This is a genomic window from Burkholderia sp. BE17 (assembly GCF_009362305.1).
Lineage (GTDB): Bacteria > Pseudomonadota > Gammaproteobacteria > Burkholderiales > Burkholderiaceae > Burkholderia > Burkholderia pyrrocinia_C.
In genome coordinates this window covers 41,657-59,769 of the sequence record NZ_WHNU01000033.1, presented here as the reverse complement: position 1 = coordinate 59,769, position 18,113 = coordinate 41,657, and the positions used below count along the sequence as shown (strand labels likewise).

Genomic DNA, 18,113 nt, shown 5'->3' with positions numbered 1-18,113 from the left:
AGGCGGTACGCACAAAAAAGCCGCTCTGCGCGGCTGTGCGCTTCGATTGATCGGGGTTCCACGCCCGGACGCTGCTGTTTCAGCGACGCACACAGGATACCGCGCGATGCCGGACGACGCAAATCGCGACATCCCTCGCCGCGTATTGCCGAGTGCAAAGTGACTTTGGGCGAGCATCAGGCGGCCTCCCCCTTGAGCACCGCGGTCGCCAGCTTGAGCTGTTCGATATCCAGTTGCGAGCTGCCCTGCGCCAGTGATTGGCCGAGCGCGACGCCGCGCAGCAGCGCGCTGACTTCCAAGCGGCGCGTCACGTCCGTGCACTGTGCATCGATGTCGTCGTAAAGCGCACGATAGGCTTTGCGCAGTTGTCGATACTGCCGACGACGATAGTTCGCTGAATCCTGTTCGGCAGCGGCGATCGCCTGGACGAACTTCTCGCAGGCGGTGCCAAGTTGCTTTGTCGTCAGACGCGGGGCTTCGAGCGCGAGCGTCGAGGCGAGCGTGACGGCGATCGCAACCAGCTTGCCGGCGTCGTCGCCACGATTCCAGAAGCACCCCTCGATGTCGTCGAGGATGCCGGCGAGCTTGCGGAGTCGGGCGTCGTGGCAACGCACGAACGCGGCGTCGCGGGCCGTGACGGCCGCGCCCATCGCGCGACCATACGGGCCGCCGCGACTGATCAGTGGGGCGTGCGTGCTCATACTTGCCCCCGCGTGGACTGACGGGATTCGACCCATTGCTGGACGTCCGTCGCGCGCCAGCCGACGCTACGGCTACCTAACTGGACCGGCGCTGGAAACTTGCCCTCGCGAATCCAGCGATACAGCGTTGTTTTCTTGACGCCGACGGTATCGAGCACGCCGACAAGACGAAGCAGTTTGAAAACCATTTTCCACCTAGAAAACGGCCTGCTCCGAAGGAGGGAACGGCGACAGCACTGTATAAAATCTCAGCACTATCGAAAAATCGTAGGCGATGAAAATCCACGCATGGCGCGCGCAAGGGCTTGACGCGGCGCGCCTGCCCCCTTATTGTTCGCATCGACTACAGTGCTTCACTATCTTCCACAAAGATGTGATAGCTGTGGCGTTCCCTCCACGGAACAGGCTCCCAAGCCAAAAAATCGCCGGGGGTTGTGTTGGTAGCACGCTCCCGGCACCTCTTCTGTCGGCTTGGCGCAGTCTGCTTGAACCAAGCTTTCCCGCGCTTTCTACCCCCAAACGTATAGCCCATAAGGGTCACAGGCGTTCGTCTGAGTGCCGACAAGGGCGTAATTATATCGAAAGGGGTGCGCCCCTAAAAGCACTCTTTCGGTGCGGCTGCCCAGGCGCTACCGGATCATCGTGACCCATTTGTCCCGTTAAGTTCGTTGAGGTGCCGTGCGGTATTGGACGGGGATTCAGCTTTTCCGTTGTCGATGGCATCCGAAATCGAACAAACCCGCCAGTCGCATCACTCAGCCGTCGTTAGCCGTTTTCAACATCCCTGACAATTTTCGCCGTGGGCCTTCGAGGGGCTTTGTGGTATACGTCTGAGCTTATCGCGGCACGTCGGGACGAACACGAGCATTGTCGAATCCCGCTTTGCCGGCGCATTCCAGGGCGCACGGGCGGCCCAGCGACACTTCGCGCCCGGATCAAGGGATAAGAACAATGCAGAACACGGCACAAGCCCTGAGAGACCTTGCGCTGGGCCCGCAGCACAACCGGCAAGTGCAAATCAGCTTTCCGGACGATAACGCGCCTTACAGAATCCTGCTGCCGAACGCATTCGATGCGGTCGAAGCGCTATCGAAGGATTTCGCGTACAAGATCGAAATCCTGTCGGATAACGATCATCTTGCGCCGAAGGATTTCATCGGCAAGCGCGTGACGGCCAGCTTGGCACGCGGCGACGGCAGCCACCGATATTTCAACGGCCATATCTTCGCGTTTCGGCACGTTCGCACGGACGGAGGCTGGGTGTTCTATGAGGCGCATGTGGGTCCGTGGCTGCGCTACCTGAAGTTCAGCCAGCACAATCGCCTGTTCCTCGATCAGAACCTGCACGACCAGACAGCGACGGTCTTCCAGGACTACGGCGTGTTGCCCGACTGGGCATGGCAGGTCGGCGAAGACGATCCGCGCATGACGATGGCCTGCCAGTTCGACGAAGACGATCACAATTACCTTCATCGGCGCTGGGAACACGCGGGCTATCTGTACTGGTACGAGCACACGGCCACGTCGCACAAGCTGACCGTCTCCGATCCGACGCGCGCCGCGCCCGCGATTGACGGCAAGGTTCACGAAATTCGCTTCCACAATGGCATGGGTGCAGAGGAATCGGACAGCATTCTGAGCTGGTCTCCGTTCCAGCAGACCACGTCAACGCAGGCGGAACTGTCCCGTTTCGACTTCAAGAGCCCGACGCCGACCCACGTTCAAACGAGCCTGTCGAGCCCGGAAGCCGCGCTGCCGCAGCTTGAATGGAACGAGTACGCCGGCGCATACGGCTATCGGAACATGGAGCATGGCTATCAGGTCGTCAATCGCCGGATGGAGGAAATCGAAGCGACGATCAAGCGCTTCGATGCGAAGGGCAACAATCGCTTCGTGCAGCCGGGGCGCTGGTTCCGACTGACGGACCGTTACGGCTCGGCGCTGAGCCGCGATCAGAGTGACGATGAATACCTGATCGTCTCGGTTCGGCACGTGGCGACCAACAACTATTTGCAGGATACGGGCGTGCTGGCGGAATACCGCAACGAGTTCACGTGCGTACCCAAGGCAACCCCGTGGCGGCCCGGACGTGGCTTCAACAGCGTCGACACGAAGATTCTCGCGCCGCAGACAGCGACTGTCGTCGGCCAGTCAGGCACGAGCATTCACACCGACGAACACGGCCGCGTGCTGGTTCAATTCCACTGGGATCGCGACGGCAAGTATTCGACATGGGTGCGGGTCGCAAGCGGCTGGGCCGGTGGTGGTCAGGGAATGGCAGCGCTGCCCCGTATCGGTTCCGAAGTGATCGTGCAATGGCTCGACGGCAATCCGGACCACCCGATTATCACGGGCCGCGTGATGAACGCGCGCAACGTACCGTCGTGGAAGTTGCCGGACGAGAATGCGCTGATGGGCCTTCGCAGTCGGGAACTGAACGGTGCGGACGGCAATGCGTCGTCCGGCCGCAGCAATCACCTGATTTTCGACGATACGGCGAACGCCATTCAGGCGCAACTTCGGTCCGACCATGCGGCGAGCCAGTTGTCGCTGGGCAAGATCACTCGCATCGAGGATTGGCAGGGGCGCAAGGACGCCCGGGGCGAGGGCTTCGAGCTGCGTACCGACGAGGTTGGCGCGATCCGCACCGGCAAGGGCATGGTGATTAGCACCGAGGTGCGTCCCGCCGCGCAAGGGCACCTCTCTGACGTTGGCGAACCGGTATCGCGCCTGACCAAAGCGCAAACGTTACATGCGCAATCGGCAAAGCTCGCGCAGCACTATCAGGCGCAGGACAACGGAGCGGACCAGACACCGATCGCCGACGCGCTGAAATCGCAGGTGGATGGTATCCAGGGCGCGGGTGCGACGGGCAGCAGTGACAAGGGCGACTTCCCTGAACTCAATGAAGCGCATCTGCTATTGGCTGGCGCGGCCGGCATCGCCGTCACGACGCCCGCGACGGCGCACGTCACGGGCGGGCAGCACGTAGCGGTCACGGCCGGCGAAAGCGTGTCGGTCGCGACGGGCAAATCGTTCTTCGCCAGCGTATCGGACAAGTTCTCGCTGTTCGTGCACAAGATGGGCATGAAGCTAATTGCGGCGAGCGGCAAGGTGCAGGTGCATGCGGAAAACGACGAGCTGGAGCTGCTCGCGAAGAAGGTCCTGTCGATCATCAGCACGACGGACTGGATCAACATCACCGCGAAGCAGGGCATTCGCTTGACGGCCGGTAATAGCCAGCTCGAAGTGAGCGCGAAAGGTATCGTGGGTTACACGCCCGGCGAGAACAAGATTCATGCGGGCAGCCACGATACGGTGGGGCCGCAGAGCATGCCGGCGCAGTTCCCCGGATCGGACTTGTGCTCGCAATTGGCTGACGGTGCCGCACAAACCGGCCAAGCGTCGATCGCGCTCGCCTGATGGATGACCAAATGAAAACACCCGCGCCTCCGATGCAGGCTGTCCCCGATCATCAGGAATTGATGACGACCGGATTCCTGCTGGTGGAACCTGCGACGCTCGCGCACGTGCCTGATCTAGCCGCGCTCGACATGCGTGCCTGCACGCCACGCGCGCTGGCCCATCGCGAAGAACTGATGCCACGGTTGATCGACCTCGCCGCGCTCGATCTGGAGGGGCGACGGATTGCGACCGAACGATGGCAAGAGGAACCGGAGGTTGAACGACCGCCCGCAATTTGCGCGTGGATCAACAGCGCCGTGGATGTCGATGCGCTCGCCGAACACATCGCGCGGTATCTGGTCGGTCCCGGCGAGGACGGGCAGCCAGTGTTCTGGCGGTACTACGATCCGCGTGTCTTGAGCCTCACGCTGGCGGTGTTCGATCCGACCCAGCGGCTGGCCCTCTTGGGACCCGTCCACGAATGGTGCTTCGCTTGGGCCGGCCATCGCTGGCGCAGCGCCGGCCTAGGTGCCGAAATTGTGCCGTCGGACGATCAATCGTCGGGCTGGCCGCGCCTTGACCAGTGGCCACGCATCAACCGCAGCGAGATCGCCGACCAGATTCGCCGCCGGCTGCCGCTACTGTCGGTCGATCAGGCAGCGCAGTTGCCGGCTGCGCTCGATGGGGTCTTGTGCTCGGCGGGCGGACAGGACGCGATGACCACCGATGCGCTCGTCGAGGATGCGGTTCAACGTATGCGGCACGCTTTCGCGACCGAATAAAGACTGTCACTTCATACCATGAAATTCCGAGGATCAACCCATGCCGACCACTAAAGGCTGTCCGCTTTGCGATCGCCAGTCGCTGCTGATCTATCCCGTCCGATACGCGATCGCGTGCCCACGTGGCGCATCCAAAGCGCCGGCCCTGTCCGGCAATTTTCGGATCGACGGGCGCGCCCCTCAGGCCGTTGCCACCGCCAAGTACACGCTGCGCGCATTGCGTCCTGGCTATCTGTACACGTACGATGAGAAGCGGAAGAAGCTGGCCGCCTATATGGTTCTTGACGATGGGATCATGTGGAATTTCCCGCCGGACGTGACGCCGCCACCGGGCGACGCGGAGAACGCGCTTACCCAAGGCTGCGCGATGAACGGAGACTTGGCTTTCGAATCGTTTGGCCGTTGTGTGAGCGTCGAACACACGCCCGGCAGTGACGAAGCGACCAACCTCTGGATTGGCTGGTCGAATGTGCGATGGACCAAGGACCTCGCACACAACAAAATCAATGACGCCGCTTGGCGCAAGCAGCATATGCAGTGCATCAACGTTCCCGCGATGCTGGCCGGGGGCGCGACCGATACGGGCGAATTTCAAGCCACCCAGAGCAAGATCGCGCATTTCGCGATGGACGCTCAGGCGATGAAGGCTGCGTTTGGCTTTAGCAACCGCGCGCCCAAGGACGAGATTCGCCTACGTCAGCGGAACGTCGCCAAACGAATCGGTGATGCGATGGCCGAGTCGCCCAACAAGAAAGGCTTTGTGGTCGCGGTCAACGACCCTGTCGGCCTCACTAACGATCTTGCGGAACTGACGGTTCCCAACCTGAACAACGGTTTCGACGAACAGGTGTATTGGAAGTGGACATCGGCGCAACTGCTCGAACGTGCTGAAGCGGGAATCCGAGCGAATGCGAAGACCGTGACCGGACTGACCTATGGAACATCGAAAACCATCGCGGACGCCAATGCGGTCAATATGAAGGTCGGCGCACCAATCGCGCCGGATGCGATCGGGTTTTTCCACGTGATGCGCTCCTGGATTAGGACGGGAAGTTTTGAACAGGCGGTCAAGGAGGAAGAGCGCAAGACAGAGAACGTCCCCGCAACACAGGAAGAGGCAGCGAATGAGGCGTGGGAGGAAGCAGCGTTCAAGGTCGGTCCCGATGGAAAACGAACCAGCGTGCTCGATGAGGATGCGGTGAAACACTTCCCGCAGGAGTATCAGCGAGCGCTCGAAGCCTTCAAGCCGAAGTGGCAGCCGCTAGTGCAAGCGCATGCGGATTGGCTCAAGTCGCAATTACTCGCCGAATGGATGGCTGGTGTTCACGATTCGCAGGATCTCCGAAGCGGCTATGCGTACAGTGAGTCGTGTGCACAGGTGATCGGCTCGGCAGTCGGTACTGAGCCCTGCAAGAAAGCTCTCGACGACTGGCTGAACGGTCAGGCGTCGAACATCCGCAATCTGTACGCGCGCGCCCTGATGTTCAATCAGGACACGCTGATGAAAGCGGCGGATGCACAGGTGCACGGTTCTGATATCCAGTACGAGAACTTCCTGAACCTCTACAAGGAAGCGTTCAAGAAGATCGAAAATCTTGGCAACGCAGCCAACCTGCGCGATCGGCTCATCGTGACGACAGCCAATCAGATCGTTGGCGTACTCACGAAGGCCACACGCGGTGCCGCGCTCGGCTTCGTGACCATTCGTTTGGCGATACAGTCTGGTGTTCGACTCAAACCGTCACAAGTCAGCAAGCTTGCCATTCGCGACTGGGCTTTACAGCAAGCCAGGGAGTTGGGTGTCAAACTGGACGGCAACCGGACCGAACAGCGTGCATCGGCAACCCAAGTCGGGAAACAGGTCCTGAGGACGGCACCACCAAGTGATCCGAATGTCGTCGCGTACGAGATGGACGTCGACGCGCTGGTTCGGGACGGGAAACTAGAGGCTAGCGCGATCAAGGCCGTCAGGGTTCCTGGCGTGGATACCGCCAAGAAGTGGCTCGGCTCGGCCCGGGAGTTCAATCTCGGCGTCGTGACGGTGATATTCCAGATGGCGACGCTCACCTTCGCGGCGAAAGATTGGGCGGGCAGCGATCAGTTTAGTCAAGGCGAAACCGGTCTGAAGGCGGTCGGCGCTGTCGTTTCGATCGTCGGGACCGTCATTGAAACCGCGTCGGAAACCGTGGCGAAAGCGCCGGCTCATCCGCTATCGGCGTTCATCATGAAGCAGTGGGCCGGTGCAAGCGAATGGGCCGAAGTCGGAGCGAAGGTCGGCCGCGGCCTTGGTGCGCTCGCAGGTATCGTGCTAGCCGGATATGACATCTTCAAGAACATGCCAGAGTCATATGCCAATAAAGAATATGGTCTGACTACTCTCTACGCTTTCAGCGGAGTTCTAGGCGTGTACGTTGCGGTTGCTGCATTCTTCAGCCTGCCCCTGTTCTGGCCTGCCTTGGTCCTATCCATCTTAGTGGGTATTGCGATCGCGCTTTTCAAAGCGTCGGCGCTCAAAGACTGGGTATCACGCTGCAAGTTCAGCAAGGGGGAACACTACGATTCGCTTGAGGCGGAACTCAAGGCATTTAACTCGGCGGCGGGAGGCTGACACGTGGACGAGCGCGTCATGAAAAAATGCATCGGCAAACCAGTACCGGAGTGGGATCTGGCGCATCGCCTGCCGATCAATCGAGCTGTCGGTCCAGACGTTCAGGATTTCGGGGCAACGTTCAGCGTCAATTCAACCTACATGGACGTAATCGAGCCGTCCTTTCTCGAACGACAGTGGTTCATTACCGGCGCTGTAGTGGCCTTTTTGGGTATTGGAATTGGTCCATATATCTATCTCGTAACGCACGCCGATCCAGCTCCTGCGTTTTGGATGTTTGTATTTAATTGCGTAGCGATTATCCCAATAGCCCTTTTCGGCACAATAGTATGGAAACTCGGGCGCGGCCTGTTCTTTGGATTGCGCTATCGCCCGATCCGCTTTCATCGTGACACCCGCAAGCTGTTTGCGATTCGTGCTCGCCGCTTCTTTGCCAAGTCCGGCGAGGGTGATGTCGTTTGGGAAGCACCGTGGACTGACGATTCGATCTTTTGTTTGCACCGCGAGGACACGTCCTTCGGCACGATCTTCCACATTCGGCACTATACGGTCGACGACCACGGCAATGTCATCCGTGTTTTCTCGATCGGTCGGGAATGGACCGGCAAGCGGCAGGTAGAAATGGCACTCGCGCAGTGGAACTACTGGCGCGCATATATGAACGACGGCCCGAACGGCTTGCCCAAGCCGATGCTGTTTCACACGCAGCATGAGACGCCGCGTGAATCGTTCCTGTTTTCGTTGTATAGCTTTGGGATGCGTGCGCCGGTCTTCATTCGTCTGTTGATGATGCCGCTGATTCTGGTTTTCACCGTCATGCGAATCCTTGCGAATGCAACGTGCCGCGATCCCGTCTGGCCTGCCGCGATCGAGCAAATCTCTGCGATCGCTCCCGACGATCCTTACGCGGAACCCCGCTCCGGAACGCCTGTCGGATGGGGCGATACCGTGCTGGCCCAACAGCGCGGCGAGTACCCGAATGATCCGAAAGCACGGGTCGAAGACTGGGTGGGAGAACCCGATGGCAGAATGTGTGCAGCAGCTTGGCTCGAGAATCCTGGTGCCAACATGATGCATGCGGCGGCCCGTAGCTAACGGTAATTGATGACGAGGGTTTCCGGCATGACAGAAAGGCGAATCGTAGCGACGCTAGCCACCGCGCTTGCGTTGTTCGTCGGATGCACGCCAAATGCGTCCGCAAAATACGATGCTGCGGAAAAAGCGGTTCGGGTAGCACTGTCCGATGACCAGGACATCGAGTTTTTCGACTTATACGAAAGCACTCCCGATTTGCATGGAATAAGTCAAACGCCGAACTACAAGCGCACGTTCATTTGTGGATACGCTACCTACAAAAAACAGGATGGCAAACCAGTTCGAGTGCGCTTTATCTATGTGGCCCATTCGGATGATCCGTCTCTCGCCGACTATGGCCCACTCAACCTGGAGAAGCCTGAGTTGAATTACGGCATTCGTGATGAAAGCAGTGGAGGCAGGTACGCGACGGCGTTCGAATTCTCCGGATGGAATCGAGTTTGCACCAATGCTCAGCATCCGAAAACTTTTAGCGGAGTCGCTCCGAAGAGCGACGGTTGACCTGGATGCAGGACCGATCAGGTCTCGCTTGTTCAACAGCATGACAATGCAAACGATGCGGAAAGGATGATGAAGGATGAAAACGGACGAGGCGTGATCCGCTTGCACGACAAGACGACCCACGGCGGCGAAGTGATCACCGCAAGCGACGATTTGACGGCGCTGGGTGTACCGGTTGCGCTGAAGGATCACCTGACATGGTGCCCAAAGTGTGGCGGGCAGTTCAGGATCATTCCGCAAGACAGTACCCGCAACCATCACGGCACGCCGGTCGCCTTTCACGACGATCTGACGGAGTGTGGGGCGCGGCTGATTTCGTCGCTTAAATAGAGGTATCGCGCATGAGCGGTTCGGTAGGTCGGGTGGAGAAAGTAACTTTGCCGGGGGCGTCGTCCCGCCCCCCCGTCTTGATATCCGAGGCCCAGCGTCAAGCGCTGCGCGCCGATATTCGCCAGCGGCTCGTGACCGCGCTGATGCGCTCGGGCGATGCCGTTACCGATCCGAAGCTCGCTCGCCTGCCTGGACCGGTTCGCTATCGGGTTACGGGTGCGCTCGCCGCGTGGGACGCGCTGCGGGCCGCAACAGACCGAGTGGCGTCGCCGACGCTCACCGAGATGCTGCGCTCGCACGGTATCCTGCGACTGACGCGCTATTTCGATCGCTTTACGCGGGACCTCTTGCCGCACGGCGCTGACGGCCGCCCGCCCGACATACTCACCGGGGTCGCTCAATACAGCGCCGTGTGGCTGGCATTCGAGGTACGCAAAGGAGCATTTTACGAGCCGACCCCACCGCTGCACCGCCTGCTCGACGCCGCCTATATCGCGGAGGATGTGCCGATCGGCATGCTCAAAATGCCGACCGATACGCTGTGCATCATTCCCGAACCTACCCGCTGGAAACAGGCCGGCGACATCGAGGCGATCGCGATTTTCAAGAACGACCGGTCGATTGGGTTTGCGACATGGCTAATGGCCGGCGGTCCTGATGACGGCGCGACGATGGATTCGATTACGCTGCCGCTGGAAGACCCCGACAAGACGATCCGTGAATTGGTGGACGACTTGTTCCAGCGGCCTGCGGCTGACGGAATGCCCGATCCGCCTGACGCTCAGCGGTTCTGGCGCGACGCCCTGGACTACGCGATCAAGATGTTGTTGTACCTCAACGCACGTGATGCGCAGGTCGTCCACGATCGCGCTTATTCGAACGCGCCGCGACACTTTCCGGGACTTGGCAAGCGTAAGCGCACGGAACGGCTCGCCGAAATCGAACAGCTCTACGATCGCCACATCGTCGGCCCCGCGATTCTCGACGCCGAGGCGGCCGGATCAGTCCCATCGGACAGTGCGCAGCGCGAAGTAAGTGGCCACTGGCGGCGACCGCACTTCCGGATGCAGCCATACGGCCCACAAGCGGCATTGCGCAAACTTATCTTCGTCGGCCCAACGCTGGTGCGTCCCGACCGACTGGGGCTGTAGCTGAATGGATCACCTGCTGTCGCATTACGAATATGAACTCGGGTTGTTCGCGCGGGCATTGGGCGATTTCGCGATCCGCTATCCGAAGATCGCCGCTCGGCTCGGCATCCAAAGCGGCCGGACCGACGATCCGCATGTGGCGCGTCTGATTCAGACTTTTTCGTTTCTTGCCGCGCACCTCGATTCGAAGCTGGCCGACGACTATCCCGAATTCACCGAAGCGCTGCTTGAGGTTGTCCACCCGCATTATCTGCGCACGGTGCCATCGTGCGCGATTGCCCGATTCGAACCACGGGCGATCGTCGGTCAACTGACAGAGCCGGTCGTCGTGCCGCGTGGCGTGGAGCTGAATGCACGCACGGCCCCGGTGCGATTCCGGTCGGCCTACGACGTGACGATCTCGCCATTGCAAATCCGGTCCGCTCGGTATGCACCGACGACGCTGGCACCGTCGGCCGTGAGATTGCCAGCCGACGCAACTGGCGTGCTGTCGATCAGTTTCACGTCGGCTGCCGGCCCGTTCACAGCGGCCATCACTGACGGCCCCATACGGGTCTACCTTTCAGGCGAGCGGCCGTTTGTCTCGTCGCTGCTGGATGCTTTGCTTCTGCGCGCGGCCGCCGCGTATGTTGAGGTTGATCAATGTGGGCGCTGGCGGGCCATATCGAAGGTGCCGTTTGAGCCGGTCGGTTTCGCCGATGACGATCGCTTGCTACCGGGCAGCAGAACCACCAGCCGCACCGCGACCACCTACCGCTACTTGCTGGAATACTTCGCGTTTCCCGAGTTGTTCGATTTCGTCGATCTCGACATCGGCCGTGTGCGGCGGGCAGCAAGCGCCCCTGAAGCTCGGGAACTGACCTTGCATGTCGTATTGCGCGATACGCCGGCCGATTCGATCGCTGCGCTGGCGCTCGCGTCACTTGACGCAACGGCGTTCAAGCTGTTTTGCACGCCGGTCGTGAATCTCTTCTCTCAACCGGCCCAGCCCATTGTGTTGAAGGGGCGGGATGCCTATTCGGTTCAGCCCATGCGACTGGCGAAACATTCGCCGCTCGGCGTGTATTCGGTCGACGCGGTCTATCTGGGCGAGCTGTCCAAGAAGAAGGACAAAGACGAGGACGTGTCGCTCGACAGCGATCGGCCTAGAACCTTGGTGCGACCCTATCAGGCGCTGAGTCACGATCCACGCCCTGATTCGGCGGCGGTCTATTGGGTCGCGTTTCGTGATCGCGACGCGGGATCGCCCAGTCGTCAAATCATGATGCTGTCGCTGGTCGGACTGGACGGACAGTCGGCCCGGCCGAAGCTGCCGCAAATCGATGTGGTGACGACGGTGACCAATCGCGACCTGCCGGCACGCTTGTCGATCGGCAATTCGGTGGGCGATTTGCTGCTCGAAAGCAAGGCGCTGGATTGCCCGATTCAGTTGATCACTCGACCGACATTGACGGCCGAGCTGCCGCGCGGCAACGGCGCGTTGTGGCGCGTGCTGTCGACGTTGTCGCCGCATCCGCTGGATCTGACGCGCGACGGCATGTCGGGTCTGAAAGCATTCCTGCGGCTCCACGCGGTGCGGACGACGCCGCTCGTGCAGCGCTGGATCGACGCGATCACCGATCTGGACTACAAGCCGGCGATCAAATGGATGTCGCTGGATAATCAGTTCCCGTCGTTCGTGCGCGGCATCGAAATCATGTTGTCGCTTGACGAGACCGCGCTGCGCGAAGTTAGCCTGGTCGTGTTCACGAAACTGCTCGAACGGTTCTTCGCACCGTACGGGCCGACGAACAGTTATGTTCAACTGGTGGTCCGTTCGGCGCAGACCGGCCAGGAACTGACGCGAGGCGCGGCCACGCCCGGCACGCAGCCGCTGATCTGATCGCGAGCCGGTCTCATCGCAATCGGATAAAGGTGTGAAGTGGAGACGGCATCAAATTGCGATCGCCCCACCTTGCGTTAAAGATGTATCACATTCAGTGCCGCGTCGAACGGTTTGCCTCGCCGCCATACCGGGCCAGCCAGTATCGCGAAGCCGTCAAGCGCAGCGCGTCGTGTCGCCGCTGCAAGTCTTCTTCTCCCAGCTCAGTGAGTTCGCGTATCGCTTGCAACACGTAGCGTCGATCCTCGTCGCGCATTTCGACGTGTAGCGCGAAGCGGGCGATGGCACTCAATCTGGAATAGTGTGTCGCGACGTGTTGGAACGACTCCAGCGCGGACTGCACCGCGCTTTCGAGTACAGCGACGTCGCGGGGAAGCATGGGGTCGCGCGCGTGGGGCGCGGTAGGGAATTTGTCATCAGGTGTCACGTTTGGCCCGCCCTCTACTTGGGGTTAAGCCCGCGCCAACACGCGATGAAAATGAGGTGGGCGGGCACGATAACGAGGTTGGCAGACCGGCTTGGAAACCACGCACCGGCAGGCCCCGAAGGGCCTCCCCGCCACGGCCCGCCCGTAAACAGGCGTGCAGAAGCAGACGCACGACCTGCCGAAGCAGGCGTGCGGGTTTCCAATTTAGCAGGCTGCCAAGCCCACACTACCGCTGTTTTGGTAGCGCATTGACTCTAGCATGCCCCCCTGTCGACGTACAGGCCAATTCGTCTGATGAAACAAGGGGCGCGATTGAAGCAAATCAACGCGGGGAGCGCTCGCAGTTATGTACCGGCGGGAGGTTCTGCAGTTACGTCCCCATCCGCTTTGTCGATCGTAGGATCAATGGGATTTGCATGTCCGAAACCGATCCCTTGCGGACAGGGGCATTTTGCCCTGTCCGTAAATAAGGGTTGAAATGTTTTGGACATTGCCTTATATTCGGACACCTATTTCGTACAGATTGAGTGCCCGATATGTCCCGAACCTTTGCCTATGCCCGCGTCAGTACGTCCGACCAGACCACCGCGAACCAGTTACGAGAGATCGAGGCGGCCGGCTTCTCGGTCGACAAGCGCCGCGTTGTGTCGGAAAGCATTTCGGGGAGCGTAAGCGCCGATCAGCGGCCGGGGTTTGCGCAGTTGCTCGTCAAGATGGAAGAAGGCGACGTGTTGATCGTGACGAAGCTCGACCGACTCGGCCGCAATGCGATGGACGTGCGGGCCACGGTCGAGGGATTGGCCGAACGCGGTATCCGGGTTCATTGTCTCGCCCTGGGCGGCGTAGATCTGACGAGCGCGGCCGGCCGGATGACGATGCAGGTGTTGAACGCGGTGGCCGAATTCGAGCGGGATCTGTTGATTGAGCGCACGCACGCTGGTATCGCTCGCGCGAAGGCGGATGGCAAGGCGATGGGGCGGCCGTCCGCCCTGTCGGACGAGCAGCGGGCGGACGTGCTGCGCGAGTTGGACGCGGGGGCAAGCGTGGCCGCGCTTGCTCGGCGATTTGGCACGAGCCGCCAGACGATCATGCGGGTACGCGACGCAGTCTAAGCGGCGCGCGCCGTTCAACTCACGCCTTGCTGGAGACCGGCTCGCTGGGTGATGGAGCGCGCAGCTTAAAGGCGCGAGGCGGCGCATGCGCGGTTCCGGGTTGGATATCGGTCCGCATTGCCCAAATGGCAGCACTCAAAAGTGCGTCATGTCTCTCATCTGTATAAGACTGAACCAGACCAAGCAGAGCAGTGTCAGGTTGTCTGGCTCAGTTCGGCCATGAACGGACAGTCGACACCGTGATCGAAACCGTTGACAATTTCCGCAACGGCTCACCACTGGTCGCATCGAGAATCGACCCAACGACTTCAAACAGCCCTCATCTAACAAGCATGCGCAACGCTTCTCCCGTCGTTTTCGTTCACGGCTTCATCGGTACGCTTGACGTCACCGGCTTCGGATTGCCGCATGCGTCTCCCGATCTGCTTGGGTACGGCGAGCACCAAGCAGTTCCGTTCGATTCCATATCCCTACCGGGCCAGGTCGAGTATCTGCGAGCATTCGTGGACGCCCGTTTTGGAAGCAAACCCGTTGACGTGGTTGGTCATTCCGTTGGCGGTGCGATCGCTATGTTGTTCGCTCGGACCTACCCTGAGCACATCCGCAGGATCGTCAATGTCGAAGGAAATTTCACGTTGGGCGATGCGTTCTGGTCCGCATCGGTAGGACGGATGAGCCAGACCGAGGCTGACGCCATGCTGGCAGATTTCCGTGCCGACCCATTAGCCTGGATCAGCAGTTCCGTTACCACACCTGCGCCGCATATCGGCGAGATTGCCGCCCGGTGGCTTGCTCATCAGCCAGCATCCACTCTCCGCGCCATGGGTCAATCCGTCGTCACGACAACGGGAAACGACGACTACCTAAGATTGCTCGAACAGGTATTCGATCGGCATCCGGTGTATTTGCTTTCCGGTGAGCATTCCCGCAAAGGCTGGAACGCACCGGACTGGGCATTGAAGAAATGCGCTGGAGATTACACGATTGCCAACAGCGGCCATCTGATGATGCTCGACAACCACGTCGAATTTTCATCGGCAATCGAGCGATTCTTGGCCTAATAAGTGGTCATCGATGCGCGGCGCGGGCAAAGGCCAACTTCGATCGTTCAACCGTCGGTGCAAACTTTGTCGACAATCGCGTGACGCTTGCGAATGGCGTCGAAGGCCGCTTTCGAGAAAGCCAAGCGCCCGTTCCGGGTCGATCACGGCCCTTGATGAGGTGACGTCCACGAAATCTCAGACCTGATCTGCCTCCGACTTAGAGATCAGGTCTGGACTTGCACATCTCGGTCCCCGCATCACCAATCTTGTCGCGAATATGCCGCGCTTACTCGTGCCAATCACTGACGTGATGCGACGGTTGCAAAGTAACTTTCTAGCGTAACGGCGGCTCGTGGGTGTGGGCGCGCGGGGCGTTCTTTGCGCGCAGCGTTCCAGAAGGCAGGGCAACTCTCAACATCGTCGTGCGGACGCCATAGCTCAGCAGTCTGTCTCCAACTTTATCTCCAAGAAAATGTGTACTTTGGAGATAGACTTGGAGATAACCACAGCCTTACCAGACAAGGCTTACAGGCCGACACAACCGTCTATCTCCAAATCTCCAAATATTTTTGCTTCCAGCGGCACAGCAACGTTCCGCACGGCACGGGCCTTCGACTGATCGAGCCTACGCCGATACGCCTGTTGGTATCTTCTGAACGACCGCGCCCGAACGGCACACGCAGCAGAGCGATATGAATTCTGCGGCTGCCAGAGGCGCGGGGGGCAACTCTGGGGGCAACTCAGTAACACTCCACAAGCAACACCCTTACACTACGGGCATCACATAGAATTATTTCATTCCGGCCCTGGCACCAGAATTTCGCAGCGCCATGCGCTGCACCTGTCGAAACCCGCGCAAGCCCACCGCTTCGCGGGTTTTTTGTTTTTGCCGCGTGCGACGTTCACCGCAACGCATGCCCTCGCCCGGCGGTCCAAGCATCAGGGAACGCAGCACGGAGGCAGGCCATGTCCACGCGCGCCATTTCAAGCCCGATTCGCCGCGGCGTGCTCGCCGCGCTTCTCCTGATCACGCTGGGCGGATGCGACCTGCTGCGCGAGCCGCCCGTGCCCGACTGGCCGGGGCCGCATGCGCCCTATCCGTTCCCGGACAACATTCCGCATCGCACCGAATGACCGGTTCGACCGACCGCGCGCCGTGACGCAAGCCGCGTGTTCAGCCAAGCTCGCAGAACCGCAGAATCGCGTCGGCGACCGCCGCCGGCGCCTCGCGCTGCGGAAAATGCCCTACTCCATCCAGTACCTGCCGCTCATAACGCCCCGTAAAGAACCGTTCGCGCCCGGCCGAGCTGTCCGGATGATTGCAGGTATCCGCGCCGCCGTGCAGCACGAGCGTCGGCACCGACAGCACGGGCGCCGGATTCAGCCGCGCGTTGTCGTCGGCATAGGCCGGCGCACCCGGCGCGAAACCCCAGCGATGCCGGTACGAATGCAGCACGACGTCGATCCAGTCGGGCCCGTCGAACGCGGCGGCGGCCGCATCGAAATCGCCGTCGCGATACCAGCCGGGCGGCGACCACGTGTCCCACATCACGCGAGCAAACGCACGGCGATCGTCGCGCAGCGCCTGCTCGCCGCGCGGCGTCGCCATGAACCAGTGATACCAGTAGTTGCGCGCCTGCTGCAGCGACAGCGCCTGACCGGAATCGTTGGTGCCGTACCCGACCGACAGCATCACGAGATGCGATGCGACGCCGTTGCGCAGCCCGCACGCGTTCGCGACCGCACGGGCGCCCCAGTCGTGCCCGACCAGCACGGGCCGCTCGACGCCGAGCACATCGACGAATTCGAGCAGGTCGCGCCCGAGCGCCGCGAGCTGGCCGCTGCGCGGCACGGATGCGTTGCGAAAGCGTGTCGGCGCAAAGCCGCGCAGCGCGGGCGCGAGTACGCGGTAGCCATGCGCGGCAAGCGCCGCCGCCACGGGCTCCCAGCCGATCGGGCTGTCCGGCCAGCCGTGCAGCAGCACGGCCACGCGTTCGCCGCGCGGGTTCCATTCCAGATAGGCGATATCGAGCGACGCGGTCGTCGCATGCGCATAGGCAGTCATCGTGTTCTCCGTCGGGTCAACTTGAGCAGACGATGGTAGGCCGGCCTTTCATCACGATTCACGGAGTATCATGATTCATTCTGCGAATATTGCGTTGAATTGACCCATGGAACCGCTGACCGATCCCGCGTCGACCTCGCTCGACATCGCGCTGCTGCGCACCTTCCTCGAAGTCGTCGACAGCCGCGGGTTCGCACCGGCCGCGGAGCGCCTCGCGCTGACGCCGTCGGCCGTCAGCGGCCATATCAAGCGGCTCGAACAGGCGGCCGGCACGGTGCTGCTCGCGCGCACGACGCGCCGTATCGCGCTCACGCCGGCCGGCGACACGCTGTACGCATACGCGCGCAACATCGTCGACCTGGAGCGCGAAGTGCGCGCGAGGCTGCGCGGCGCGCCGACGCACGGGCGGCTGCGCGTCGGCGCATCGGAGGATTTCGCGGGTGCGTGGCTGCCGCAGGTGCTGCGCACGTTCCGAGATCGCCACCCGCGTACGGCAATCGAGCTGAAGGTCGGGATCACCGCGTCGCTGCTTCGCGAGCAGGCGCTCGGCCGGCTCGATGTCGTGTTCGGCAAGCAGTGCCGGCAGGTCGACGCGCAGGGCGAACTGCTGTGGGAAGAACCGCTCGTATGGGCATTCGCGTCGGACCGCACGCTCGACGCCGGCGGCGAAGTGCCGCTCGCGCTGTTTCCGGAACCGTGCGTCTATCGTGAAGCCGTCGTATCGGCGCTCGCCGCCGCGCTGCGGCCGTTCCGCGTGCTGTTCGAGAGCGGCAGCATGGCTGGCTGCGTGTCGGCCGCGCTCGCGGGCTTCGCGGTCACCGCGCTGGCGCGCAGCCAGCTACGCGACGGGCTGCGCGCGTGCGGGCCGCAGGACGGCCTGCCCGCGCTGCCGGCCGCGCGCTTCTACGCGTTCGCATCGAAGCCGGACGGCGCCGGCGCGGCTTTGATCGAAGCGGTGCGGGAAACCGGGCGCAACCGGCGGTTCGCGGCGCTGGCCGACTGAAACAGGCG

At 61.3% G+C, this 18,113-nt stretch carries 16 protein-coding genes; 12 read left to right on the top strand and 4 right to left on the bottom strand.

Going from position 1 to position 18,113, the window contains the following annotated elements:
* Window positions 1–176: 176 nt before the first annotated feature.
* Both GD429_RS26105 and GD429_RS26100 read right to left on the bottom strand, forming a co-directional pair.
* Complete coding sequence (locus tag GD429_RS26105) at window positions 177–701, bottom strand: hypothetical protein (RefSeq protein WP_152861170.1); 525 nt, start codon at window positions 699–701, stop codon at window positions 177–179.
* The gene (locus GD429_RS26100) at window positions 698–889 is read right to left on the bottom strand and encodes a helix-turn-helix transcriptional regulator (protein ID WP_152861168.1); all 192 of its coding nucleotides are present in this window, start codon (window positions 887–889) and stop codon (window positions 698–700) included. Before GD429_RS26100 ends, GD429_RS26105 begins: the two co-directional genes overlap by 4 nt.
* Before the next feature lie 763 nt (window positions 890–1,652).
* Between GD429_RS26100 and GD429_RS26095 the strand changes: the two genes are divergently transcribed.
* From GD429_RS26095 to tssF, 8 genes are all read left to right on the top strand, one after another.
* Window positions 1,653–4,124 carry a type VI secretion system Vgr family protein gene (locus GD429_RS26095; protein WP_152861166.1) on the top strand — a complete coding sequence of 824 codons (2,472 nt, stop codon included), beginning with the start codon at window positions 1,653–1,655 and terminating at the stop codon, window positions 4,122–4,124.
* An 11-nt stretch (window positions 4,125–4,135) separates the two neighbouring features.
* Entirely contained in the window at window positions 4,136–4,888 is a 753-nt protein-coding gene (locus GD429_RS26090; RefSeq protein WP_227791749.1) for a DUF4123 domain-containing protein, read from the top strand.
* Window positions 4,889–4,928: 40 nt separating this feature from the next.
* Complete coding sequence (locus GD429_RS26085) at window positions 4,929–7,496, top strand: T6SS effector BTH_I2691 family protein (RefSeq protein WP_152861164.1); 2,568 nt, start codon at window positions 4,929–4,931, stop codon at window positions 7,494–7,496.
* 18 nt (window positions 7,497–7,514) lie between these two features.
* Entirely contained in the window at window positions 7,515–8,591 is a 1,077-nt protein-coding gene (locus GD429_RS26080; RefSeq protein WP_152861162.1) for a DUF6708 domain-containing protein, read from the top strand.
* Between the two features lie 9 nt (window positions 8,592–8,600).
* Window positions 8,601–9,092: a hypothetical protein gene (locus GD429_RS26075; protein ID WP_152861160.1), complete on the top strand. Its 492-nt coding sequence runs from the start codon at window positions 8,601–8,603 to the stop codon at window positions 9,090–9,092.
* Window positions 9,093–9,161: 69 nt separating this feature from the next.
* Window positions 9,162–9,422, top strand: a complete 261-nt coding sequence (locus GD429_RS26070) for a PAAR domain-containing protein (protein ID WP_152861248.1) — start codon at window positions 9,162–9,164, stop codon at window positions 9,420–9,422.
* A gap of 11 nt (window positions 9,423–9,433) precedes the next feature.
* Complete coding sequence (locus tag GD429_RS26065; RefSeq protein WP_152861158.1) at window positions 9,434–10,573, top strand: hypothetical protein; 1,140 nt, start codon at window positions 9,434–9,436, stop codon at window positions 10,571–10,573.
* A 4-nt stretch (window positions 10,574–10,577) separates the two neighbouring features.
* Window positions 10,578–12,455 carry a type VI secretion system baseplate subunit TssF gene (gene tssF / locus GD429_RS26060; RefSeq protein WP_152861156.1) on the top strand — a complete coding sequence of 626 codons (1,878 nt, stop codon included), beginning with the start codon at window positions 10,578–10,580 and terminating at the stop codon, window positions 12,453–12,455.
* Between the two features lie 94 nt (window positions 12,456–12,549).
* On the opposite strand, the gene GD429_RS26055 is transcribed toward tssF, so the two are convergent.
* Entirely contained in the window at window positions 12,550–12,834 is a 285-nt protein-coding gene (locus GD429_RS26055) for a hypothetical protein (protein ID WP_152861154.1), read from the bottom strand.
* Window positions 12,835–13,418: 584 nt separating this feature from the next.
* On the opposite strand from GD429_RS26055, the gene GD429_RS26050 reads away from it, so the two are divergent.
* From GD429_RS26050 to GD429_RS40625, 3 genes are all read left to right on the top strand, one after another.
* A complete protein-coding gene (locus tag GD429_RS26050) occupies window positions 13,419–13,994 on the top strand; it encodes a recombinase family protein (protein WP_152861152.1) in 576 nt (191 codons plus the stop codon).
* 332 nt (window positions 13,995–14,326) lie between these two features.
* A complete protein-coding gene (locus GD429_RS26045) occupies window positions 14,327–15,055 on the top strand; it encodes an alpha/beta fold hydrolase (protein WP_152861246.1) in 729 nt (242 codons plus the stop codon).
* A 948-nt stretch (window positions 15,056–16,003) separates the two neighbouring features.
* Window positions 16,004–16,171, top strand: coding sequence for a hypothetical protein (locus GD429_RS40625; RefSeq protein ID WP_174420011.1), 168 nt, complete (start codon window positions 16,004–16,006; stop codon window positions 16,169–16,171).
* Between the two features lie 40 nt (window positions 16,172–16,211).
* Here the strand turns inward: GD429_RS40625 and GD429_RS26035 are convergent, their stop codons facing one another.
* Entirely contained in the window at window positions 16,212–17,102 is an 891-nt protein-coding gene (locus tag GD429_RS26035; RefSeq protein WP_152861150.1) for an alpha/beta fold hydrolase, read from the bottom strand.
* A 106-nt stretch (window positions 17,103–17,208) separates the two neighbouring features.
* Here GD429_RS26035 and GD429_RS26030 point away from each other — a divergent pair, with 106 nt between their 5' ends.
* On the top strand, window positions 17,209–18,105 hold the full coding sequence (locus GD429_RS26030; protein WP_152861148.1) for a LysR family transcriptional regulator: 897 nt from the start codon (window positions 17,209–17,211) through the stop codon (window positions 18,103–18,105).
* Window positions 18,106–18,113: the final 8 nt, after the last annotated feature.